The following is a 23,315-nucleotide window of genomic DNA, read 5'->3' on the forward strand; positions in this document are numbered from 1 at the left end:
GAAAGTGCACAGCGCTTGGCTTGGCGCTTCGCCCTTGGAGCGGGATGCCGATGTTCGATTACAAATTATTGAGCGCTTTGGCCGGCGTGATAGAACACGGCGGCTTCGAGCGCGCAGCCGTGGCCTTGGGCTTGTCCCAGTCGGCGGTGTCGCAGCGGATCAAATTGCTTGAGGCGCGCATTGGCCAGCCGGTATTGGTGCGTGCCGCCCCGCCGGCGCCCACCGAGGTAGGCCGGCGCCTGCTCAACCATGTGCAGCAGGTGCGCCTGCTGGAGCGTGACGTGCAGGGCCAGGTGCCCACCCTGGGCGACGACAAACAGCCCGAGCGCCTGCGCGTAGCGCTCAATGCCGACAGCTTGGCCACGTGGTGGGCTGGCGCGGTGGGTGGGTTTTGCAGTGAACATCAGCTATTGCTGGACCTGCTGGTAGAGGACCAAGACGTCGGCCTTAAGCGCATGCGCGCCGGTGAAGTAGCGGCCTGCGTGTGCGCCACCGAGCGCCCGGTCGCCGGCGCGCGTAGCGAGCCGTTAGGGGCGATGCGCTATCGGCCGCTGGCTACCAAGCCCTTTCTCGAACGCTGGATGCCCGGTGGGTTCAGCCCGCAAGCCCTGGCCAAAGCGCCCGCGCTGGTGTTCGGCCCAGACGATTTTCTTCAGCACCGCTACATGGCCGCCTTGGGGGTCAGCCAGGTGCAGGTGTTTCATCTATGCCCATCTTCCGAAGGCTTCATGCGCATGGCCGAGGCCGGTGCGGGTTGGGGGCTGATCCCGGAGATGCAGGCGGCACGGTTGATCGCCGAAGGGGTGCTGGTAGAGCTGCTACCGGGGTACCACAGCGATGTGCCGTTGTACTGGCACCATTGGCGCAATGGCGGGCAACTGCTCGACGCCTTGACCCGCCACCTGCTGCGGGAGGCCGCGCATGCTTTGATCGCACCCGTGGGCGTGCGCAGTGGGCCACACAATGAACAGCAGCGGGGCGTTTGATGAATATTCTGGTAACCGGTGCTGGTGGTTTCATTGGTGGGCGCTTCGCCCGGGTTGCCCTTGAGCAAGGCTGGTCCGTGCGTGCGTGCAGCCGCCGGCCAGATAGTGTGCCGCCGCTGCAGCACATGGGCGCGCAGTGCTTGCAGGGCGACCTTGCCGACAGCGCGTTCGCCCAGCGCCTGTGCATGGGCATCGATACGGTGGTGCACGCGGCCGGGCCCAGCGACATTTGGGCGCCGGCGCCGGTGCTGCAGCGTGATATCCTGGGCGCCACTGAAAACATCGTCGAAGCATGCCTTAGCGCACACGTTCGGCGCTTGGTGTACGTGTCTACCGCAGACCTTTACCTCAGCGGCCGTGCCCGCGAGCAGGTGCGCGAGAAGCAGATCCCGCCACGCCAACGCAGCCTGTATGGGCGCCTGCGCTTTATCGCCGAACAGCGGGTGTTCGGCGCCGAAGCGTTCGGTTTGCAGGTGGTCGTGCTACGGCCCACCCGGATCGTCGGTGCGGGTGCCGGCACCGGCCAATGGCTACCGCGGCTGCTGCGATTGCACGCCAAGGGGCGGCTGCAAATCGTCGGCAACGGCCTGAACCGGGTAGATTTCACCAGCGCCAACAACCTGTGCTTGGCACTGTTGCTGGCGGTACAGGCCGATGATGCCGCGCAGGGCCGCGCGTTCAACATCAGCAACGGGGCGCCGGTGCCATTATGGGATGCGCTCAACTATGTGGCCCGGCAACTGCAGTTGCCACCCATAGCCCGCTACCAGCACCCGGCTTGGGCGCACGCCAAGGCCCTGCTCGCCGAGGCGGCCTGCCGGGCCTGGCCGGGGCGACCGCGACCAGTGATCACGTTAGGCGACGTGGCGCGCCTGAACGAAGATTTCACCCTCGACATCACCCGCGCGCGGCATGATCTGGGCTATACCGCCCCGGCGTCGTTGTGGGATGGCTTGGATGAATTCAGCCAGGGATGGAAAGCCCTGGACACATCCGGCAAATATCGCTGAACAGGCAGGCTGTTTTGCGGTCGATCGCAGCGGCGCGGTTCCGGGTTAGAATTCGGGCACTTAGCCACTATTTTTTCGCGGGTAACAGGTTTTCCCATGGCAAAACACCCGGTTGACGATTTCGACGATAACCTCCCGAGCCTGCGTGCCGACGACCGTGACGAGGTGTTTTTCGACCCTGAGCCGGAGCCTGCCGAGCCGCGCCGCGGGCGTGCGCGCCGCGAGCCGGAGGCGGTGTATTCGCGCAGTACGCCGGTGGTCAAGGTCAAGGCCCCCGGCAGCGGGGCCCTCTGGGCGCTGGTGGTGGCCCTGGTGATCGCCTTGGGCGGCCTAGGTTGGTGGAGCGTGCAGCAGATTTCGCTGATGGAGCAGCAACTGGTGGCGACCCAGGAGAGCTTCGCGAAAGTCAGCGAAGAGGCCGCTGGGCGGTTACGCGATATCAGCGGCAAGGTGGCTGCCGGGGAAACCAGCGCGACCACCGACGTCGAAACGCTCAAAGTGCAGGTCAAGCAACTGCAGGGCACGCTCGACGACCAAAACCGCGCCGCCCAAGGTTTCGCCGGCCAGCAGGGCGACCTTGGCAAGCGTATCGAGCAACTGGCCGCCCAGCAGGCGGCCAACGAGCAAGCAATCAAGGCCATGGCCGGCGACCTCGCCACGCTCAAGGCGGCCCAGGCCGGGCAGGGCGCAACCGATGCCCAGCTCAAGAGCTTGGCCGCCGATGTGGCCACGCTTAAGAAGCAACCCGACCCCAACGGCCGCATCGAGCGCTTGGAGCAGGAGCTGATCGTACTCAAGAGCGAGCAGGATAACCGCGCGGCGCAAACCGCCAACGCAGGCCCGAGCAACCAGGAGTTCGACGCGTTCCGTGGGCAAAGCACGCGCAACTTCAACACGCTGCAAAGCCAGATCCAGAATTTGCAGCAGCAGATCGATGCACGGCGGTAAAGGCTAACGGGCGTGGTTCCGGCCAGCGGCAATGGAAAACGCTAGCGCGGCGGCTGGCGTTTTAGGGCGGCGTTAAACGGCCCCAGGGGTCAAAGCGACCACTTCACGCTGAACATCAGGTTGCGAGGGTCGCCGTACATGCCGGCCCCGCCCGAGCCCGGGATGCCCTGCCAGTACTTTTTGTCGAACAAGTTGTTAACGTTCACCCGGCCATCCCAATGGTCGTTGAACCTGTAACCTGCCATCAAGCCCACCAGGGTGTAGGCGCCCTGATCACTGGTGCCGGTGCCTACCTCCTTGAAGGTGGCGCTTTGTGCGTAAACATCCGCGCCGACTCGCCATTTGTGCAATTCGCCCGGTAGGCTGTAGCTGGTGGCGGCCTTGAACAGGTGCTTGGGTTGCTCTGGCGCGAACAATTTTCCGTCGTTGTCGGAATTGTCTGCGTATTGGCTTATCACGTAGGTGTACGAAGCGGTGAACTGCCAGTCGGGGGTCAGTGCGCCGGTCAACTCCGCATCGATACCGCGACTGCGCACCTTGCCGGCCGCTTCATAGCAACTGCTTGCCGGGTAGGAGGGGCAGTCGGTTATTTGCTGAGCGGTGGGCAGGGCATAACCGCGCCCTTTTTGCACCATGTCGAACAGCGCCAGGGTGCCGTTCAAAGCACCCCCCAGGTATTCGCCCTTCACGCCGATTTCATAGTTCTTACCCGTCATTGGGCTTAGCACGCCGCCGCTGGTAGACCGGTAATTTTGCGGTTTGAAGATCTGCGTATAGCTGGCATACACCGAGTAGGTGTCGTTCAGGTCGTAGATCACCCCCGCGTAAGGTGTGGCTTTGCGGGTAACGCCGTAGTCGGTGGTGCCGACGCGGTCGTTGAAGTCATACCACATCACCCGGCTGCCCAAAATAACGTGCAACGGGTCGATTGGGTTGAACCGCACCGCGCCATAAACCGCTTTTTCGGTCGCCGTATTGCGGTATTGCCATAGGCTCATGTCGACGTCCGGTTTGGGCACGTCGTGGCCAAAGTTGTACCCATCGATCAGGGTGCCGCTTGTCCAGCCACCTACCTGGTCAAACTTTTCCTGGCGCCAGCTGGTGCCGACCACCAAATCATGTTCGCGCCCGAACAATGTAAAGGGGCCCGAGAGCGAAGCATCAAGGTTGGTCTGGTCATCGGTGTCATCGTACTTGCCCGAGTATTGGGTCAAGTGGGTACCGTCATAAGAGGGGTAGCTGGAGAACGTCCAAGCCTTGGCCCAGATCTTCTGCCCGGCGAGTTTGGCGGTCCAGCCATTGTCGAAGCGATGGGTGATGTCACTAAACAGGCTGTAGTTATCTTTATCCCAGTAAGACCAATCGTTGCTGAGGAACGTCGAGCGGGAGAAGTGCAGGTTTTCGCCATTCACCCCGCTGGGCAGCCCGCCCCAATCCGACGTGTTGTCATCCCGTTGCTTGGACGCGCCAAGGGTCCATGTGGTGGAGTCGTTCAGGTCGGCTTCGAGGATGCCGTAGAAGGTCTGGCGCTGGTTCTCGCGCACGTCCGCGAAGCTGTGTTGGTCTTGGTAAGCCGCAACCACGCGGCCACGAACGGTGCCCGATTCGTTGAGTTTGTTCGATGCGTCCACCTCGGTGCGGTAGCGGTCCCAACTGCCGGCGCTGGTGGTCAGGCTCACCTGCGGCGTGGCTGTGGGGCGTTTGCGTACCAGGTTAAGGGTCGCCGAAGGGCTGCCGGCGCCGGTCATCAGGCCGGTGGCGCCGCGAACCACTTCGACGCGGTCGTACATGGCAAGGTCTGCCGACGAGATCGCATCTTGGGTGTAGGTGCTGACGCTGGTGGGCAACCCGTCGTACATGATGTTGTCGATCTGGAACCCGCGCGACAAGAATTGCTGGCGGTCAGACGCGGTCCGCTTCAGGGTCACGCCGGGGGCATATTTGACCACATCGTTGAGGTCGTTCATGCCTTGGTCTTCGATGCGCTGGCGGGTGATCACGCTTACCGATTGCGGCGTCTGGCGAATCGACAGCGGCAGCTTGGTCGCGGTGTTCATGCTGGCGGTGGTGTAAGAACGAGTGCCCTCGGTAGCCGCCGGGTCGCTGGTAGCAACGGCTGCTCCCTCGGCGCTCACGTGGCTTACGCCCAACTGAATGCTGCCATCGCTGCTGGCGGGGCCCGCCCCCGCCACGGTCACTGTATTACCACGCACCGAACCCACCAGCCCATTGCCGGCCAGCAACCGCTGCAGCGCGGCGGCCGGCTCCATTGGGCCGCTGATGGCCGGGGCGACCTTGCCCGCTACCGCCGCTTGCGAATACACCACCTCCAACCCACTGGCTTGGCCAAGCGCATGCAGGGCATCACCCAACGGCTGTGCCGGTAGGTTCAGGTCCACCGGGGCTGCGTGTACCAGCCCTACGCTAAACAGCGAGATCGTGAGCGCGAGCGAGCGCACAGGAAGTTGTTTCATGGTTACGAAGTCCTCGGGCAAAGCGCAAGCGCACCCGCGCCCCCTCGGCACGGTGTCGGTTCAGCGGATAAAGGCCTGTAGGCTTGCAAAGCCGCCGTTGTGGGCGGGCTGGGAGGAATCTAGTGAATGGTGAAAAAATTGTAAATAATAATTTTTATTGTTTGGAAATGATTTACGTCAGTAATTGATTCTTTTTTCAGGATCCTTTTACGGCGCAGTATGCCTTACCAAGCACGCTGCCCGTGGCCGGCGGTTGCCCGAATCACCACCGGCTAAAGCGCCATACCGCTCAAAGCGGATTTCATGAAATTCGCGCGAACTTATTTAGTTCGCCACCTAACTAATCCTCAAGCTGTGCCTTGTGACAATTTGTCACACCTTTCCTTTCTCTAACTGGAGCGCCTATACCGTGGCCGGTTTACCTTCTCGCCCACCCCGGATCACCGGGTATCTGATAGCCCTCGCCGGCTTGGCCCTAGGTGCCGGTGGCCTTTATTTACTGATACTGGGCGGCAGCCCGTATTACCTGCTTGCCGGGGCTGGCACGCTGGTCAGCGGCTTGGCCTTGAGCCGGGGGCGGCGTTGGAGCCTTAACCTTTACGCCTTGGTGCTGGCTGGCACGGTGTTATGGGCGCTGTATGAGGTGGGCTTGCGCGGCTGGGAGTTGGAGCCACGCTTGCTGATCCCGACCTGCCTGGGCATTTACTTGCTGCTGCCCTGGGTGGTGCGGCGGGTGGGGCCGCTGGGAGCATACAGCAAGGCGCAACTGCCGTTGTGCTGGCCATCGTGGTCGGCGCGGCCTCGTTGTTCCAGGCGCCGGGGGTTCAGGGCGAGGCGGCCCTGGCCAATGGCGCGGCAGCGCCGGCAGACGCGGATGTGGCCGACGAAGATTGGACGTTCTATGGGCGCACGCCCAAGGGCGAGCGCTATTCCCCGCTGGCGCAGATCAATCCGGGCAATGTGGCGCAGCTCAAGGTCGCCTGGCAGGCACAAACCGGCGACACCATGCGCCCTGGGGAAGACCAGGGCGGCACCGATGCCGGCCACGAGTTCAACTTCGAAGACACCCCGACCAAGGTCGGCGATACCTTGTACGTCTGCACCGGCCATAGCTGGGTGGTGGCCTTTGACGCCAAGACCGGGCAGAAGAAATGGAGTTTCAACCCCAAGGCCGATACCGACGCCGATGTGTACCTGGCCTGCCGGGGCGTTGCCTATTATGAGGCGCCGGCGAACGTCGCCACCGACTGCCCCAAACGGATCATCGCCCCGGTGCTGGACGCCCGCGTAATGGCGCTCAATGCTGACACCGGCAAGCCGTGCGAAGACTTCGGCGAGCACGGGTTCATTTCACTTACCCAATACCTGGGCCATGTACAAAAGGGCTTTCACTTCGTGACCTCGCCACCGCTAGTGGTCCACGACCGGGTGATCCTCGGTGGTTGGGTATGGGACAACCAGGCCGAGCATGAGCCGAGTGGCGCGATACGCGCCTTCAACCCCATCACCGGCGCCATCGAATGGGCCTGGGATGTCGGCCACACCCCACACAACTTCAAGCCCGGCCCGGGCGAAGAGCTGACCCGCGGCACCCCTAACGCGTGGGGCGTGTACACCGCGGACCCGGCCTTGAACCTGGTTTACCTGCCGATGGGCAACGCCACGCCCGACTACTACGGTGGCCACCGCCGGCCGTTCGATGAAGAATATTCCAGTGCCGTGGTGGCGCTGGACATCAGCACCGGCGAAGAGCGTTGGCACTTCCAGACCACCCACCATGACCTGTGGGACATGGACTTGTCCATCGGCCCGTCGCGGGTAGACGTACCCGACCCGGCCAACGCCGGCCAGACCGTGCCGGCGCTGGTGCAAACCAACAAGCGTGGGGAGTTCTTCATGCTCGACCGGCGTACCGGCACGCCTATTGCCAAGGTCGAGGAAAAACCGGTGCCGCAGGGGGCCGTCGCCGGCGATTACAGCGCGCCGACCCAGCCTTACTCCACAGGCCTGCCATCGGTCACCCCGGCGGACTTGACCGAGAACCACCTGTGGGGCGCCACCCCCTTCGACCAACTGCTGTGCCGCATCCAGTTCAAGTCATTCAACTACCGTGGCCAATTCACCCCGCCGGGCCTTAAAACCACCATCGTGTACCCAGCCTCCGACGGTGTGATCGACTGGATGGGCGCCTCGATCGACCCGGCGAACAAACTGGTGATCGCCAATGCCAACTACATTCCCTTCATCGTGCAGATGCTGCCGCGCGAACCGGTGGAGCAAGCCGGCAAACTGCCCAGTTGGGACGGCAAGGGCGAGCAACCGCCGAACACCTCGCCTTATACGCCGCAGTACGGCACGCCCTTTGTGGCCACCGTGCATCCGTGGCTGAACGCGGTAGGCGTACCGTGCAACTCGCCGCCGTGGGGTACGCTCACCGCGATCGACCTTAAAACTCGCAGCATCGCCTGGCAACACCCGATCGGTACCACCGCGACACCGGCCCGCTCGGCACCCACACCAACCTGCCGTTCAACACCGGTATTTTCAACATAGGCGGCAACATCGTTACCCGCGGCGGGCTGGTGTTCATGGGCGCCACCGCCGACAACTACCTGCGCGCCATCGACGAGCGCAATGGTGACGTGGTATGGCGGGCCCGCCTGCCGGCCGGCGGCCAGGCCACGCCGTTGTCTTATGCCGTGGGTGGCCAGCAGTACGTGGTGATCGCCGCCGGCGGGCATGGCGGGCTGGGTACCACAACCGGGGATTACGTGGTGGCCTATACGCTGGACGGCAAGCAGGGCCAATGAGGCGCGGCAACGCGGTCGGGCCCGGCCCCCCGAGCGCTTAGCGCTTGGCGTTAAAAGAACGAACCCGGCCATGGCCGGGTTCGTTTTTATTCACAGCCGAGGGTAGTCGATATACCCCTTCGGCCCTTTGCTATAGAAGGTGCTGGTATCCGCCTCATTCAGCGGCGCATCTGCCGCCAGGCGGGCCGGCAGGTCGGGGTTGGCAATGAACGGTACGCCGAAGGCAACGGCATCGGCCACGCCGCGTTGCAGGGCAGCGTTGGCGCTGGCCTTGGTAAAGCGTTCGTTCATGATGTACGGCCCGCCGAACGCTTGCTTAAGCTGCGGGCCGATGCTGTCGTCGGCCTCGTGTTCGCGGGAGCAAATAAAGGCAATGCCACGTTTGCCCAGTTCACGGGCCACATAGCTGAAGGTTTCCAGGCGGTTGGCGTCGCCCATGTCGTGGGAGTCCGCCCGCGGCGCCAGGTGCATGCCGACGCGGCCCGCGCCCCATACGCCGATCACCGCATCGGTCACTTCCAGCATCAGCCGCGCGCGGTTTTCCAGCGAGCCGCCGTATGCGTCTGTGCGCTGGTTGGTGCTGCTTTGCAGGAACTGGTCGAGCAAATAACCATTGGCGCCGTGGATTTCGACACCATCGAAACCAGCGGCCTTGGCGTTTTCCGCGCCCTGGCGGTAGGCCTCGATCACGTCGGGGATTTCACCGCTCTCCAGGGCGCGCGGGGTGGGGTACTCGCTGATCGGGCGCACCAGGCTCACGTGGCCGGCGGGCCGGATGGCGCTGGGCGCTACGGGCAGCTCGCCAGCGAGGTAGCTGGGGTGGGAGATGCGGCCCACATGCCACAATTGCAGGAAGATGCGCCCACCGGCGGCATGTACCGCCTTGGTCACGTTGGCCCAGCCGCGTATTTGAGCGTCAGACCAAATGCCCGGGGTGTCGGGGTAGCCCACGCCCATGGGGGTGACTGAAGTCGCTTCGGAGAGGATCAAGCCGGCGCTGGCGCGCTGTACGTAATACTCGGCCATCATCGCATTGGGCACCCGGCCTGCGTCGGCACGGCAGCGGGTAAGCGGTGCCATGATGATGCGGTTCGGCAGTTCGAGCGCACCCAATGTGATCGGGTCGAAAATCGTCGTCATGTTTGCAGCCTCTGTCAGTGAGTGGCGGGTGCCAGGCCAGCATCGCTGCCCCGGCTGAAGGTGATGAACGTAAGGATCAAGGCGAGCACGGCAAGGGCGCCCGCGGCCAACGGTACCGAGGTCAGCCCCAGGCCACGGCCGATCACCGCGCCGCCTACCCAGGCGCCGAGGGCATTGCCAACGTTGAAGGCGCTGATGTTCAGGGTGGATACCAGGTTCGGCGCGGCCTTGCCGGCACTGACCACGTTCACCTGCAGGGCCGGCACGGCAGCGAAGGCGGCGGTGGCCCAAAGGAACAGGGTGATTTCGGTGGGCAGCAAGGCGTGGCTGGTCCAGGCCAGGGCGCTGGACACCACTGCCATGGCCGCGAACACCAGCATCAAGGTGGCCCCCAAGCGCCAGTCGGCCAGCTTGCCGCCGACGATATTGCCCAGGGTCAGGCCCACGCCGATCAACAGCAAGGTCCAGGTGACGCCCCGTGGCGACACGCCCGTGACGTCCCCAAGCAACGGCGCCAGGTAAGTGAACAGGGTGAACATCGAAGCGGCGAACAACACCGTCATGCCCAGCGACAGCCAGATCGCAGCGCCTTTGAGGGCGCCCAGTTCTGTGGCCAGGTCGAGCTTTGCTTCATCGGTGCGGTTGGGCAGGTAGCGCACCAGGCCGATGAAGGCGACCACGCCGATCAGGGTGACGCCCCAGAAGGTCGAGCGCCAGCCGGCGGCTTGGCCCAAGGCGGTACCCAGCGGCACACCGAGCACATTGGCCAGGGTGAGGCCGGTGAACATCAGGGCCACCGCCGACGCGCGTTTGTTCGGCGCCACCAGGTTGGCGGCTACCACCGAACCGATGCCGAAGAACGCCCCATGGCACAAAGCAGTGACCACCCGTGCCAGCATCAGCAGGTTGTAATCGGCGGCCACCGCACACAGCAGGTTGCCGAGGATGAACACGCCCATCAACACCACCAGCGCTTTTTTGCGCGGCAGCCGGGCAGTGGCCAAGGCCATGAACGGCGCGCCGATGGCCACCCCCAGCGCGTAGCCGGTCACCAGCCAACCGGCACCGGGAATGCTGACGTGAAGGTCGCCGGCGACCTCCGGCAACAGGCCCATGATGACGAACTCGGTGGTGCCGATGGCGAACGCACTCAGCGCCAGGATGAGTAGGGAAAGCGGCATGGAAAGGTCCTTATCAGAGCCTGCGGCTCAGTTGGTCGAGAAACTGCGCGAGCGCCGCTTCGTCGCGTTTGAAAAGATGCCATTGCCCGACCTTATGGCTGGTGACCAACCCAGCGCGCTGCAGCGTGGCCAGGTGCGCCGACACCGTAGACTGCGCTACCCCGCAGCGTTGGTCGATCTGCCCGGCGCAGATGCCGTGCTCATAGGAGTGGCTTTGCTCGGGAAAATTACCCGCCGGGTCTTTGAGCCAGGCGAGGATTTCGCGGCGCAAGGGGTGGGCCAGGGCTTTGAAAATGGCATCGAAAGGGTCGGGCATTGTCGCGGGCCAGTTATATCGGGTTGGGACGAAATTTAGATCGGGCTTGGCCGATATACCAATGCCTGCCAGGCATGGTGGTTATCAATGCCGGTGATACTGCGCAAGCCCGCCATCGCGTGTACGCTTATGGCCATGAATTACCTCGCACATCTGCACCTGGGCGGCAGCGCGCCGCAGCAATTGTTGGGCAGCCTGTATGGCGACTTCGTCAAGGGCCCCTTGGACGGGCGTTTTGCACCGCAGTTGGAAGCGGCGATCCGCCTGCACCGGCACATCGACAGCTACACCGACCAACACCCGGTGGTGCGCGCGGCGTTGGCGCGGTTTACCCCAGCGCGCCGGCGTTATGCCGGGATCGTGCTCGATGTGTTTTTCGACCATTGCCTGGCGGCCCACTGGCAAGACTATGCGGCCATGCCCCTGGGGCGCTTTACCGCCGAAGTGTACCGAGTGCTGCGTGCCACCCCGGATTTGCCCGAGCGCCTGGCGTTGATCGCCCCGCGCATGGCGGCCGATGATTGGCTGGGCGCTTACCGCGATTTCGACACCTTGCAGGCGGTGTTCGCCGGCATCGGGCGGCGCTTGTCGCGGCCGGGTGTGCTGGATGGCGTGATGGATGAACTGGCCCCGCTATACGGCGCCTTGCTCGAACACTTTCGCGCCTTTTACCCGCAAGTGCAGGCCTTTGCCGCGGAGCAACACGCTCGGCCAGTGTGAGGTACACACGCTCACGCAAACCGCTGCGGCGCCAGCGGCGGCTTAGCGCTCCAGTACCCTGGGCACGGCGGCCAGCACCAGCCAGGCCAATACCGTAGCGACCACCGCCGTGGCTTCCCGGCCCATGCCCACCGCCACGCCGATAGCGGCCGTCATCCACAGCCCGGCTGCGGTGGTGAGGCCCTTGACCCGTTGGGTATCCAGTTCACTGCCCTTGAGAATGGTCCCGGCACCGAGAAAACCGATCCCGGCCACCACCCCTTGGATAGTACGGCTGAGCGCGTCCTGGCCGGCCCCGCTCATTTGCGGGGCCAGTATGAACAACGCAGCGCCCGTACACACCAGCATGTGGGTTCTAAGGCCGGCCGCCTTGCCGCTGTGTTCGCGCTGAAGCCCTAGCAAGCCCCCGAGCAGGAGCGCCAGCAGCAACCGGCTAACGATGCGGGTGAGCGCTTCTATATCGGCAATGTCGGCGAATTCCTGCGCCAGAATGGCGAGGATACGTGCCCCAATGTCTTGCATGGCAGTGGCCCATTGTCACAGTCCTGTTCCATGGACCACTGCCAAGGCGCGCAGTGCGGTTGCGCGCAAACAGCGTTTGGCCGCGCGAACGCGTTGGCTCAACGATCAGTCGGTTTCGATTCGTGAATGGCTGCGGGTGTCTTTCATGCATACGTACACCAACAGCGACACCGCGATGCAGGCGGTCACATACCAGTAATAGCCGCTTTCGAAGCCCGCCTTCTTGAGCTGCAATGCCAGCAGTTCAGCGGTGCCGCCGAAGATCGACACGGTCAAGGCGTAGGGCAAGCCAACCCCCAGGGCGCGGATCTCGGCCGGGAACAACTCCGCCTTGACCACCGCGTTGATCGAGGTGTAACCGCTGACGATCACCAGCGCCGCCATGATCAGCCAAAACGCGCCCCACAGGCTGGTCACCGAATTGAGCGCATTGAGGATCGGGTAGGTGAACAGGGTGCCCAGTACACCGAAGGCGATCAGGATTGGGCGGCGGCCGATGCGATCGGACAACGCCCCCACCACCGGTTGCAGGCACATGAACAGGAACAAGGTGGCCGCCGAGATCAGGGTCGAGTCGGCCTTACTCATGCCCACGCTGTTGACCAGGTACTTCTGCATGTAGGTGGTGTAGGTGTAGAACGCCAGGGTGCCGCCCATGGTCAGGCCCACCACCGTGGCCAGTTCCCGCGGGTGGCGCATGAGGGCCTTGAAGCTGCTCTCTTTGCGTTTTGCCGAGGCTTTGGTAAACGACTCGGTTTCTTCCATGCCACGGCGCAAGTACAGTGCCACGACCGCGCAGATCGCACCAATCACGAACGGCACGCGCCAGCCCCAGGCGTACAGTTGTTCCTCGGTGAGGGTTTGTTGCAGCACGATCAGTACCGCCAGGGCCAGGAGTTGGCCGCTGATCAACGTGACGTACTGGAAGCTGGACCAGAAGCCACGGTTATTCTGGTCGGCCATTTCGCTTAAATAGGTGGCCGACGTGCCGTATTCACCGCCCACCGACAGCCCCTGCAGCAGCCGCGCGACCACCAGCAATACCGGTGCCGCCACGCCGATGGTGTCGTAACCGGGGGTGAGGGCGATCACCAGCGACCCGAAGCACATCAACAGTACCGAGGCCAGCAAAGCGGCCTTGCGGCCCTTTTTGTCGGCATAAAGGCCCATCAGCCAGCCGCCGATCGGCCGCATCAAGAAGCCCACCGCAAAAATAGCGGCGGTGTTGAGCAATTGCGCGGTTTGGTCGCCCTTGGGGAAGAACACTGTTGAGAAGTACAGGGAAAACGCGGCATAGACGTACCAGTCGTACCATTCGACCAGGTTGCCGACCGAACCACTGAAGATGGATTTCAAACGCGAGCGTGCGGTTTTGACGGGTGCCGAGGCAGCCGGCGCCGCGGCGGAGGAGCTAATCGAGTTCATCACGTAGACCTTATCTTGTTGTTGTACCGGGCGCACAGGCGCAGGTGGTCCAGGTGATTGCAGGGGCCGTGCCAATAGTTATCTAATTGAATTTGAACAATTTTTATTTATTTTTGAGCGGAAACCCGCTTATTTGCTTTCGGCGGGTGAGCGGTTTTTTGCCGATCAGGCCAGAAACGCTTCGCGGGCCAAGCCATGGCGCTGCATCTTTTCGTTCAGGGTGCGCCGCGGCAGTTGCAATTCGTGCATCACCGCTTTGATCTCGCCCTTGTGGCGGCTGAGCGCCGCGCGCAGGCAATGGGCCTCGAAGGCTTCGGCCTGGGCGGCTAGCGAGCCACCCTCGACGGCGGCCGGTGCCACGGCGCCCAGGCCCAGGGCATGGCGCTGGGCGGCGTTGGCCAGCTCCCGCACATTGCCCGGCCAATCGTGGGCCAGCAACGCCGCCAACTGCAGGGGGCCCAGTGGCGCGCTGGTAAGCCCGGCGCCCTCGGCGGCGTGGCGGGCGAAGTGCTCGAACAGCAAGGGGATGTCTTCACGACGCTGGCGCAGGGGCGGCAGTTGCAGTTCCGCCACGTTCAGGCGGTATACCAAGTCTTCGCGAAAGCGCCCGGCGCGTGCTTCGTCGAGCAGGTCAGGTTTGGTGGCGGCGACGATGCGCAGGTTGACCTCTATGCTCTGGTTTGCGCCCAGCCGTTCGATGTGCCGCTCTTGCAGCACGCGCAGCAGCTTGGCCTGATGCGCCAGCGGCAGGCTTTCGATTTCGTCAAGAAACAACGTGCCGCCGCTGGCGAACTCCAGTTTGCCTACACGTTTGCCGTGGGCACCGGTGAACGCCCCGGCTTCGTGGCCGAACAGCTCGGCCTCGAAGAGGGCTTCGGGAATGGCCGCGCAGTTCAGCGCCACGAAAGGCCCTTTGGCCCGCGGGCTGAAGTCGTGCAAACAGCGTGCGACCAATTCTTTACCGGCGCCGGTTTCGCCGCGAATCAGCACATTGACCGGCAACCCGGCCATGGCCAGCAGGCGCTGGCGCAGTTCGCCAAGCGCAGGCGACACCCCAAGCAAGCGTGCCTGTAGCGCGCTGTGTTGGTCGGCGCGCTGGTGCAGTTGGCGGTTTTCCAGGACCAGGGTGCGTTTTTCCAGCGCGCGGTGCAGGGCGCGGGTGAGTTGCTCGGGGTCGAAAGGTTTTTCGATGAAATCATAAGCGCCACTGCGTATGGCCGCCACCGCCATCGGCACGTCACCATGGCCGGTCAACAGGATCACCGGCAGGCCGGGGTCGCGCGCTTGCAGTTCGGCCAACAACGCCATGCCGTCCATGCCTGGCATACGCACATCGGTGACGACTACCCCCGGGTAGTCGGTCGGTAACTGGGCCAGGCAAACGTCAGCGCGCTCGAAGGTTTGCACGGTAAAACCACACAGCCCAAGGAATTGCTCGATTGCCTCACGGATGCTGGCTTCGTCGTCGATCACACACACGTGCTGGGTCATGGGGCCTCCTCGGCGATAGGTAGGGTCAGGGTAAAGCAGGCGCCGGCCCCTTGGTTATCAGCCTCTAGCCGGCCGCCGTGCTCCTGGGCGATTTGCGCCGATATCGCCAGGCCCAGGCCCAGGCCTTCACCGGCCGGCTTGGTGGTGAAGAATGGGTCGAACAGTCGCGCCAGGTGCTGCTCGGCGATGCCGCCGCCGCTGTCGCACACCTGTAACCGCCAATACCCGGCGTCGCCTACCAGGGTCACCCGCAGTTGCCGCACCGTGCTGGCAGCCATGGCATCCAACGCGTTGCGCAGTAGGTTGATCAGCACTTGCTCCAAGCGGATCGGGTCGCCACTGACCGGGGCCGGGCGCGCCAGCGCCAAGGTGCAGGTTACATGCTCTTGCTTGAGCCGGCCGGCCAGCAGTTGCACGGCCTGTTCCACCACGTGGGCCAGGTCGAGGTGTTCGCGCACCCCTTGCGGGCTCTTGCGGGCGAAGGTTTTAAGGTGCTGGGTGAGGGCGTTCATCCGCTGCACCATGTGCTCGAATGGCCCCAGGGCCGCCCGGGCTTCATCGAAGCGGCCTTGGTCCAGCAACAGGCGCAGGCTGGCCAATTGCATGCGCTGGGTGGTCAGCGGTTGGTTGAGCTCGTGGGCGAGTGTGGCTGCCATTTGCCCCAGCGCCGCCAGCCGCGCGGCGTGCACTAGCCCTTGCTGGGCGGTGCGCAGCTCGCGGGTGCGTGCATCCACCAGGTATTCGAGCTCGCGCTGGTGCTGGCGCCGCACCCGTGCCAGGCGCAGGCGCTGGTACCCGTAAAGCACGCCAAAGACCAAACACAGCCACGCGCTGGCCGCGCCCAATGCCGCGTTGCGCTGGCGCGCCGGGTCATCCTGCCAAGGCCGCAGTAGGTGCAACGTCCAGCCCTCGGCCGGCAGCGGCATCGATTCCCACAGGTACTCGGCGGCGTCGATGCGCGCCAGTTGGCTATTGGCGGCCAGCTTTTGCAACGGTTGCAGGCCCAGCGGTGCAAGCGGTTGGCGATCGTACTGGCGGGTGCTGGCCAAGGCCGCGCGCGCGCCGCCGTCCAGGGGGCGCAGCAGGCGGTAGCGCCAGCGCGGGTCGCTGGCCAGGAAAATCACCCCGCGGGCGTCGCTGACCAACAGAATGTCGCGGTCCTGGCGCCACTGTCGTTCCAGTTGCGGGAATTCGAGCTTGACCACGATGGCGCCGAGGAACCGGCCATGCTCATCCACCACGGCGCTGGACAAAAAATACCCCGGTATGCCGCTGGTGACCCCCACCGCATAAAAGCGCCCGCTGCCCTGGGTCAGGGTTTGCTGGAAGTACGGCCTAAAGGCGTAGTTGTGGCCTACATAGCTGTACTCGGTGCGCCAATTGCTGGCCGCCACGGCAAGGCCGTCGCGGTCGAGCAGCTCCAAGGTAGAGGACTGTGCCGCGCCGTTGATCTTTTCCAGCTTCAGGTTGAGCGCCAATTGCCGTTCGCTGGCTATCGGCGCACCCAAGGCGTCGATCAGGTCAGGGTCCAACGCCAATACCGCCGGCAGGGCACGGTAGCGTTCGATCAACGTGGTGAGGTTGTTGCCATAGAGGTTCAAGCGCTGCTCGGACAGCCGCGAATCCTCCAATAACGCTTGGTGCGCGCTGTGGCGCATCGCAAGGCCAGCGACGGCCACCGTACCGACCATGATCGACAGTACGATGGCGCTTAGGCGCAGTTTTTTATAAGTAGAGGCCATGGCCGAAGGCGAGTGTCAGGAGGCAAGGTGGCGCCACCCTATCACGAACGGCACAGGGCCCGGAAAGGCTCGCGATAACCCGGTGCTACAACAAATTGAACGAGGCTTGCTGCACGTCCTGCGAATCCAGGCCGATCTGTACATCGAATTCGCCGGGTTCAGCCACGTGTTGCAGTTGCTGGTTGTAGAACTTAAGCATGTTCTCATCCACCGTGAAGTGCACCTGCCGTTGCTCGCCCGGCTGCAGCAAGATTTTCTGGAAGCCCTTGAGCTCCTTGATCGGCCGCGCCATGGAGGCCGTTTTGTCGTGCAGGTACAGTTGCACCGTGGTTTCCCCGGCCAGCGTGCCGGTATTGCTTACCATCACGCTGGCGTCCAGCGTGCCGCCACCCTTCAGGGTGGTACTGGAAAGGGCCACGCCCGACACGCTGAACTGGGTATAGCTCAGCCCATACCCAAAGGGGTACAGCGGCGAGGTGTCGGCGTCGAAGTACTGTGACCGATAGTTGCCGGGTTTACCCGGCTCCACCGGCCGGCCGATGGTGGGGTGGTTGTAGTACATCGGTATTTGCCCCACCGAGCGCGGGAAGGTGATCGGCAGCTTGCCCGACGGGTTGTAGTCACCGAACAGCACGTCGGCGATGGCATTGCCCCCTTCGGTGCCGGCGAACCAGGTTTCCAGCAGCGCATCGGCCTGTTGGTTTTCCCGCTCCAGCGACAGCGGCCGGCCGTTCATCAGCACCAGCACCAACGGCTTGCCGGTGGCGCGCAGGGCCGTGATCAGTTGCCGCTGGGTGTTGGGGATGGCCAGCGAGGTGCGGCTGGCCGATTCGTGGCTCATACCGCGCGACTCGCCCACCGCGGCGATGATCACATCGGCGCTGGCAGCCACTTTCAGCGCTTCGTCGATCATTTCTTGCGCAGTGCGCGGGTCCGGCTGCACTTCGGTATGGTCAAGGATGATGTTGTTCAGAAACACGATGCTGTTGCGGTCATCGGTGATGTTGGCACCGCGGGCATAGAGGACCTTGGCCTGGTCGCCCACCGCCGTGCGGATGCCATCGAGCAACGTCACGGTTTGCCGCGGCAGGCCGGCGGCGGACCAACTGCCGAGCATGTCGGTGTGGGAATCGCCCAGGGGGCCGATCACCGCCAGGGTGCCTTGTTTTTTCAGCGGCAATACGTGGTTGGCGTTTTTCAACAGCACCAAGGTGCGGCGCGCCACGTCACGGGCGGCCTCACGGTGAAGGCGATTTTCGGCGTTGATGTCGGCCGGGTCGTTTTCGGGCTTGCCGATGCGCCGGTACGGGTCGGCAAACAGGCCCAGGTCCCACTTGGTCGAAAGCACTTCGCGCACAGCGCTGTCGACCTCGCCCTGCGGCACCTTGCCGGCCTTGATCAGCGCTGGCAGGGCTACGCCATAGGCCTGGTCGTTCATGCTCTGGTCGATGCCGGCCTTGATCGCCTGGCGCGCCGCGTCATTGGCATCGACGGCTACACCATGCTTGATCAATTCCAGGATCGCCCCGTGGTCGCTTACGGTCAGGCCCTTGAAACCCCAGGTTTTGCGTAGCAGGTCTTGCATCAGCCAGGTGTTGGAGGTGGCCGGCACGCCATTGATCGAGTTCAACGCCACCATCACCCCGCCGGCACCGGCCTTCAGCGCGGCGTGGTACGGCGGCAGGTAATCGTTGTACATGCGCTGTGGGCTCATATCGACCACGTTGTAGTCGCGGCCGCCTTCTACGGCGCCATACAGGGCGAAGTGCTTGACGATCGACATGATGCTATCGGCATGGCTGACGTCCTCGCCCTGAAAGCCATGAACCATCGCTTCGCCCATGCGCGAAACCAGGTAGGTGTCTTCGCCGAAGCCTTCGCTGGTGCGGCCCCAGCGTGGGTCGCGGGCGATGTCGACCATCGGCCCGTAGGTCATGTCGAGGCTGTCGGCGCTCGCTTCACTGCCCGCCACCCGGCCCACCCGGGCCACGGCGGCAACGTCCCAACTGGCGGCCAGGCCCAGGCTGATCGGGAACATCGTGCGCTGGCCGTGGATCACGTCGTAGGCGAAAAACATCGGGATCTGCAGGCGGCTGCGCAAGGCAGCGTCTTGCATGGCGCGGTTATCCCAGGGCACCACCGAGTTGAACGTGGCGCCAATGTGCCCGGCGGCCAATTCGTTCTGGATTTGCGCCAGGGTCATTTCCGGGCCGATGCTGATCAAACGCAACTGGCCGATTTTTTCCGACAGGGTCATACGCGACATCAGGCTGTCGATGAACGCGTCCTTGCCTTGGGCCGGTGGCGTGTAGGTGCCCGCAAAGGACGTATTCAAGGCCAGGCTCGCGGCCAGGCCCAGCAGATACAGCTTGTTCATGTGTGGCGGTTTCCCCGGTAACGTACTGCTGAATCGTCAAGCGGCGCGTTGGCGCGCCTGTTCTTGTGTGAAAGCTGGCCTCTTTTAACCCATCGCCGGGCGTATATCCAGTGAACAGAGCCGCGACGGAACAGGATGTAGGCATTAGAATGGCGCTTTTCAATTCCGCGTATTGCGCGCCGTTTGTGAGGCTTTGCTTGCCATGCCCGCTGTACACACCGACCTTGATGCGCGCGAGCGATTCCTTGAAGCGCTGAGCCAGAGCGTTCAGGCGGGCCAGTTGGTGAAGCTGGTGCTGGCCCGCCCTGTGGGGCAAACCCCGGAGCTGCAGCGCATTACCGTCAAGCCCCTGCAGATCAAGGGCCAGCCGCGCCTGGGCTTGGTGCTGCGCTATACCACCCGCGACCTTACCCGGCACCTGCCGCCGGAACAGGCGCTGGAGGCCATCGCCGGATATTTGCCGGGCGAGTTTCGCAATGCGCACTTGGCCACCACCGGCGAAACGTTGCAGCTCGAATACACCAAAAAGGGCAAGCCGATGCTGCACCGCGCGGCTGCGGCGCAGCCGGCCCAGGCCGCCGTTCAAGCCCATGATCGGGAAAAGCACCGCTACCTGGCGCTGGAGCGGCCGTTTCTGGCGGCGTTGGGGGTCACCGACCGCAACGGCCAGTTGATCCCGGCCATGTCGCGCAAATGGAAGCAAATCAATAAATTCATCGAGGTGTTCGACCATGCGTTGGCCACCAGCCCGCTGCGTGATGCCGGCACTCTCAGCGTGGCGGACTTCGGCTCTGGCAAGGGTTACCTGACCTTTGCCGTGCACGACCACCTGGCCCACGGCCTTGGCCGTGAAGCGCAGGTGACTGGCGTGGAGCTTCGCCCAGACATGGTCCGATTGTGCAACGAGGCCACCCAGGTGCTAGAGCGGCCCGGGTTGCGCTTTGAATGCGGCGACGTGCGCTCGGTGGTGCCGGCGCACTTGGATGTGATGATTGCCTTGCATGCCTGCGACACCGCCACCGACCATGCTATCCATACCGGCATCCGCACCGGCGCGGCGATCATTCTGTGCTCGCCCTGTTGCCACAAAGAGCTGCGCCCGCAGATGCACAGCCCGGAAGTGCTCGGCCCGATGTTGCAATACGGCCTGCACATGGGCCAGCAGGCGGAAATGGCCACCGACGCGCTGCGGGCGTTGTACCTGGAGGTGTGCGGCTACGACACCAAGGTGTTTGAGTTCATCTCGCTGGAACATACCAGCAAAAACAAGATGATTCTCGCGATCAAACGCGCCCAACCGCGCGACCCGGCGGCATTGCTGGAAAAAATCCAGGCGCTCAAAGCCTTTTATGGCATCCAGCACCATTGCCTTGAAGCGCTGTTGAAGGGCGATGCAAGGGTTTAATGGCGTGGCGCCCCCGGCTAGCCCGGCCTATGCAACAAGCCAGGCGCCCCCAAGGGGTGGCTGGTCGCATCGAAGAACGACAGCGCCGCCACATCGCCCAGCAGGCTCCGGTAGTGGGCCTTCTGGCTGATCACCCAGGCGTCGCTGAGGGGGAATATCGACACCGCGATCCGTTCCGGCCGGGCGCTGCGCACGGCGTGAACAAGGTGGGCGTCCTGTGTGCCCAACTGGTGGCCGAACACGCACAGAGCCCCGCGGTGTGTTGCCAGTTGTTGCAGCGCGGCGCTCAAGTAGGCGTTCTGGCCGATGGTGCGCAGCTTGTCTTCGCTGTGCCCTTCGTTCACCAACAGCGGAACGTCACCGGGGGTGTTGATGGCGAAGCCGTCGAGCAACTCGCTGCCACCGGCGGCGCGCTGGCGGGTGCTGCCGTCGCGGTTGCGCACCAGGTGCAGGCCGCCGTGCAGGTACAGCACGCGGGTGGCGCTGCTGGCCAGCCGGCGCGCGTCGAAGCCATCGTCCGGGTCCATCAGATCATCGAAGCCGGCCATGTTGTGCCATACCGCCCAATGGCATAGCAGGTCGTAGTTGCTGCTGTACACGGTACGGTAGTGGCGCAGCGCGCGGTTGATCGCCGCGAGGTTCGCCGGGTTTAGCTGCTGCCACGTAATGTGCAGGCTACGCACGGCATGGATCAGCGCTTCCTTGATGGAGTAGTAGCGGTTCAGCGGCGCGGTGGACGAGATGGTGAGCGCGGCGTTGACCCGTGCCGTGTTGCCCAGAGCAACCAGCACCTGGGTGAAGCTCTCGGTACCCAATGCCTTGAACAGCGCCAGGTCGGTTTGCGCCAGCGGCCGGTTGCGCACCTGTTGCGCGCGCTCGAACAACGACGGGTAATTGAAGGTGCGCCACACCGCGCGGCTGGCGCCGTTGCCTAGCAGCAGCCCGGTGCAGGCCTGGGCCTCGGCAAGCGCGGCCCAGGTGGGGAGGGTAGCGTTCAGGTCGGAGGTAGCCATTGGTACGGGTTCTTCAGCGATCGATGGGCGCGACTGTAACATGTGAAACCGCGCTGCAAGGCGCAATGCCGGCTATGCTCTGAAGCTTTCATGGACATAGGACCTCCCCGACGATGATGTTGCCCCGCCCTTTCAACCAGGCCGTACCGGCCCTTGCGCTGGCCTTGGTTACCCTGTGCGCCCAGGCGCAGACCCCCGCACAGATCGCCCAGGCACTGAACATTCCGCACCCGGCGGTGATCGCCCACCGTGGCGCTTCGTTCGATGCGCCCGAATCGACCCGTGCGTCGTACCTCACCGCACGCGATCTGGGCGCCGACTACCTGGAGATGGACCTGCAGCGCACCCGTGACGGCGTATTGATCGCCCTGCATGATGAAAACCTGACCCGCACCACCGACATCGCCACCCGTTTCCCAGACCGTAAAGACAAGCCGGTAAGCGAATTCACCCTGGCCGAACTCAAGAGTCTCGACGCCGGCAGTTGGTTCAACACGGCTTACCCCGAGCGCGCACGGCCTGCGTTCAAGGGCCTGCAGGTGCTAACGTTGGACGAAATCATCGACATCGCCGAAGGCAACCCGGCGCAGCATCCCGGCCTTTACATGGAAACCAAAGTGCCGAGCATGTTCCCGGGCATCGAGCACGACCTGAAACTCAAGCTACAACAGCGCGGTTGGCTCGGTGCCGATGGCCAGGTAGCCTCGGGCAAGCGCGTGGTGCTGCAAACCTTCGAGAAGCCAAGCCTGGAGCTGCTGGCCAAAGAAATGCCAACGGTGCCGAAAATCCTGCTGCTATGGGTGGGCGAGGGCGGTATCGAGCCGGCCTCCGACGTGCCCTTTGCCCAATCCGGTGCCAAGGACAAGGCCGCCTATTACGCCATGCAGCAGCCCAAGAGCCGCCAGGCGTTCGAAAGCTGGCTGGATTTCGCCAAGGCCAACGGGGCGATCGGCACCGGCCCTTCGGCGGCGCTGGCACAGGGCGGCGACCAAAGCTACATGGACCTGGTGCAACCCTGGATGAACAAAATGACCCACGACAAGGGCCTGTTGATTCATGTGTATACCGTTGACGACCCGGTGGATTTTAAAACGGTAATGGCGGCCGGTGTGGACGGTGTGTTCACCAATCGTGCCGCCCAGTTGCTGACGTTCTATGGCCGCCCGCCGGCAAAAACCGCTGGCCAGTTGCTTGACCAAGCCGGTTACTGAGCACCGCGCACGGCAATGGCGCACTCATGGTTCGTTTGTAAACAGCACACCCGCTCGATGAAATCCACCGGCGCCCGGTTGTGAGGGGGCCGGGCCTTTGGCTAGAGTGCGCGCACTCCTACCCCCGTGTCCTTGAGGTCACTTCATGAAGGCTCATTACTTGCTGTCATTCGCGTTGTTGGCCAGTACCCCGGTGTTTGCCGGGGGGTATACCCACGCCGACGTATGCAAGGCGGTGTTGGCCGTGGAACTGGGCCATGAAATCGGTAGGTTGCGTATCGTGCACAGCGGCGATACCCCGGAAATCGTTTACATCCATAAAGAAACCCGCCTGCGTTCGCGTTACCGCTGCCAATTCCCCGGCAATGAGCGGGTAACCTGGGCCAGCTACCTGGACGACAAGAAGAACTGGGGGCGCTGGCACGATCAACACGACGACGGCGCCATCAGCTATGTTGAGAAGGGCACGCACCTGACCGTTAAAAATACCAAGGGCCGTGAACGAGAGTTCACCACGCGGGACTTCCGGCAGTAAGGCCCATTG

The 23,315-nt window shown here is 63.6% G+C and carries 17 protein-coding genes and 1 pseudogene; 8 read left to right on the forward strand and 10 right to left on the reverse strand.

All coding sequences use genetic code 11. The features are described from left to right. Positions 1–50 precede the first annotated feature (50 nt). The 3 genes from HAQ05_RS01935 to HAQ05_RS01945 all read left to right on the forward strand — a co-directional run bounded on the left by HAQ05_RS01935 (position 51) and on the right by HAQ05_RS01945 (position 2,944). Positions 51–986, forward strand: a complete 936-nt coding sequence (locus HAQ05_RS01935; protein WP_190416904.1) for a LysR family transcriptional regulator ArgP — start codon at positions 51–53, stop codon at positions 984–986. After that, a complete protein-coding gene (locus HAQ05_RS01940; RefSeq protein WP_190416905.1) occupies positions 986–1,996 on the forward strand; it encodes an NAD-dependent epimerase/dehydratase family protein in 1,011 nt (336 codons plus the stop codon). The genes HAQ05_RS01935 and HAQ05_RS01940 overlap by 1 nt, the downstream gene beginning before the upstream one ends. Before the next feature lie 96 nt (positions 1,997–2,092). Further along, positions 2,093–2,944, forward strand: a complete 852-nt coding sequence (locus HAQ05_RS01945; protein ID WP_190416906.1) for an ATPase — start codon at positions 2,093–2,095, stop codon at positions 2,942–2,944. Between the two features lie 89 nt (positions 2,945–3,033). On the opposite strand, the gene HAQ05_RS01950 is transcribed toward HAQ05_RS01945, so the two are convergent. Beyond that, a complete protein-coding gene (locus tag HAQ05_RS01950; RefSeq protein ID WP_190416907.1) occupies positions 3,034–5,418 on the reverse strand; it encodes a TonB-dependent siderophore receptor in 2,385 nt (794 codons plus the stop codon). Positions 5,419–6,294: 876 nt separating this feature from the next. Here HAQ05_RS01950 and HAQ05_RS01955 point away from each other — a divergent pair. Next, positions 6,295–8,228: pseudogene (locus tag HAQ05_RS01955) on the forward strand (pyrroloquinoline quinone-dependent dehydrogenase). Positions 8,229–8,318: 90 nt separating this feature from the next. Here HAQ05_RS01955 and HAQ05_RS01960 read toward each other — a convergent pair. The 3 genes from HAQ05_RS01960 to HAQ05_RS01970 are packed head-to-tail and all read right to left on the reverse strand — an operon-like array spanning position 8,319 to position 10,865. Then, positions 8,319–9,368: an alkene reductase gene (locus HAQ05_RS01960; protein ID WP_190416908.1), complete on the reverse strand. Its 1,050-nt coding sequence runs from the start codon at positions 9,366–9,368 to the stop codon at positions 8,319–8,321. Between the two features lie 14 nt (positions 9,369–9,382). Next, positions 9,383–10,549, reverse strand: coding sequence for an MFS transporter (locus HAQ05_RS01965; RefSeq protein ID WP_190416909.1), 1,167 nt, complete (start codon positions 10,547–10,549; stop codon positions 9,383–9,385). A 13-nt stretch (positions 10,550–10,562) separates the two neighbouring features. After that, positions 10,563–10,865: an ArsR/SmtB family transcription factor gene (locus HAQ05_RS01970; RefSeq protein WP_190416910.1), complete on the reverse strand. Its 303-nt coding sequence runs from the start codon at positions 10,863–10,865 to the stop codon at positions 10,563–10,565. Between the two features lie 135 nt (positions 10,866–11,000). Between HAQ05_RS01970 and HAQ05_RS01975 the strand changes: the two genes are divergently transcribed. Further along, positions 11,001–11,585: an acyl carrier protein phosphodiesterase gene (locus tag HAQ05_RS01975; protein WP_190416911.1), complete on the forward strand. Its 585-nt coding sequence runs from the start codon at positions 11,001–11,003 to the stop codon at positions 11,583–11,585. Positions 11,586–11,627: 42 nt separating this feature from the next. Here HAQ05_RS01975 and HAQ05_RS01980 read toward each other — a convergent pair whose 3' ends face one another. The 5 genes from HAQ05_RS01980 to bglX all read right to left on the reverse strand — a co-directional run bounded on the left by HAQ05_RS01980 (position 11,628) and on the right by bglX (position 19,142). Continuing rightward, positions 11,628–12,107, reverse strand: coding sequence for an MgtC/SapB family protein (locus tag HAQ05_RS01980; protein WP_190416912.1), 480 nt, complete (start codon positions 12,105–12,107; stop codon positions 11,628–11,630). A gap of 105 nt (positions 12,108–12,212) precedes the next feature. Then, positions 12,213–13,532 carry an MFS transporter gene (locus tag HAQ05_RS01985; RefSeq protein ID WP_190416913.1) on the reverse strand — a complete coding sequence of 440 codons (1,320 nt, stop codon included), beginning with the start codon at positions 13,530–13,532 and terminating at the stop codon, positions 12,213–12,215. 165 nt (positions 13,533–13,697) lie between these two features. Continuing rightward, the gene (locus HAQ05_RS01990; protein WP_190416914.1) at positions 13,698–15,023 is read right to left on the reverse strand and encodes a sigma-54-dependent transcriptional regulator; all 1,326 of its coding nucleotides are present in this window, start codon (positions 15,021–15,023) and stop codon (positions 13,698–13,700) included. After that, positions 15,020–16,765 carry a sensor histidine kinase gene (locus HAQ05_RS01995; protein ID WP_190416915.1) on the reverse strand — a complete coding sequence of 582 codons (1,746 nt, stop codon included), beginning with the start codon at positions 16,763–16,765 and terminating at the stop codon, positions 15,020–15,022. Before HAQ05_RS01995 ends, HAQ05_RS01990 begins: the two co-directional genes overlap by 4 nt. Positions 16,766–16,850: 85 nt before the next feature. Then, positions 16,851–19,142, reverse strand: coding sequence for a beta-glucosidase BglX (gene bglX / locus HAQ05_RS02000; RefSeq protein WP_190416916.1), 2,292 nt, complete (start codon positions 19,140–19,142; stop codon positions 16,851–16,853). A 202-nt stretch (positions 19,143–19,344) separates the two neighbouring features. On the opposite strand from bglX, the gene HAQ05_RS02005 reads away from it, so the two are divergent. After that, the gene (locus HAQ05_RS02005; RefSeq protein WP_190416917.1) at positions 19,345–20,547 is read left to right on the forward strand and encodes a class I SAM-dependent methyltransferase; all 1,203 of its coding nucleotides are present in this window, start codon (positions 19,345–19,347) and stop codon (positions 20,545–20,547) included. Positions 20,548–20,564: 17 nt separating this feature from the next. Here HAQ05_RS02005 and HAQ05_RS02010 read toward each other — a convergent pair whose 3' ends face one another. Continuing rightward, positions 20,565–21,560: a DUF4917 family protein gene (locus HAQ05_RS02010; RefSeq protein ID WP_190416918.1), complete on the reverse strand. Its 996-nt coding sequence runs from the start codon at positions 21,558–21,560 to the stop codon at positions 20,565–20,567. Between the two features lie 116 nt (positions 21,561–21,676). Here HAQ05_RS02010 and HAQ05_RS02015 point away from each other — a divergent pair, with 116 nt between their 5' ends. Both HAQ05_RS02015 and HAQ05_RS02020 read left to right on the forward strand, forming a co-directional pair. Then, the gene (locus HAQ05_RS02015) at positions 21,677–22,771 is read left to right on the forward strand and encodes a glycerophosphodiester phosphodiesterase (protein ID WP_190417053.1); all 1,095 of its coding nucleotides are present in this window, start codon (positions 21,677–21,679) and stop codon (positions 22,769–22,771) included. 145 nt (positions 22,772–22,916) lie between these two features. Further along, complete coding sequence (locus HAQ05_RS02020; RefSeq protein WP_190416919.1) at positions 22,917–23,306, forward strand: hypothetical protein; 390 nt, start codon at positions 22,917–22,919, stop codon at positions 23,304–23,306. The last annotated feature ends 9 nt before the right edge of the window (positions 23,307–23,315 follow it).

The organism is Pseudomonas typographi, from assembly GCF_014694385.1.
Taxonomy (GTDB): Bacteria; Pseudomonadota; Gammaproteobacteria; order Pseudomonadales; family Pseudomonadaceae; genus Aquipseudomonas; species Aquipseudomonas typographi.